The 281-nt window shown below is 66.2% G+C and carries 1 protein-coding gene; it reads right to left on the bottom strand.

Annotated elements, in window-relative coordinates; genetic code table 11:
• The coding region (locus tag HZI36_RS27655) for an NAD(P)/FAD-dependent oxidoreductase (RefSeq protein WP_425485305.1) at positions 1-281 on the bottom strand (281 nt) is incomplete at both ends.

The raw sequence follows: 281 nt of genomic DNA, 5'->3' as shown, positions 1-281 counted from the left end.
ATCACGTAGTTGCCGTGGTTCTTGAAGTTGTCCGGCAGCGCCCAGTTCGGCACCTGCTTCGCGCTCGATTCGGTCAGGAACAGGAAGCGGTCCTCGGTCACGTCGACCTCGAGCGGCGCGCCTTGCGCTTTCCAGTCCGGAATCAGCTCGGTGAGCGCGCGCGGATCCATCACCGCGCCGGACAGGATGTGCGCGCCGATCTCCGAGCCCTTCTCGAGCACGCACACGCCGATCTCGGTGCCTTTCTCGGCCGCCAGCTGCTTGAGCCGGATCGCCGCCGA

It is taken from the genome of Burkholderia guangdongensis, from assembly GCF_013403875.1.
In the GTDB taxonomy this organism is placed as follows: domain Bacteria; phylum Pseudomonadota; class Gammaproteobacteria; order Burkholderiales; family Burkholderiaceae; genus Burkholderia; species Burkholderia guangdongensis.
The sequence above is the reverse complement of the archived record's forward strand: the minus strand, read 5'-3'. Positions and strand labels throughout refer to the sequence as shown.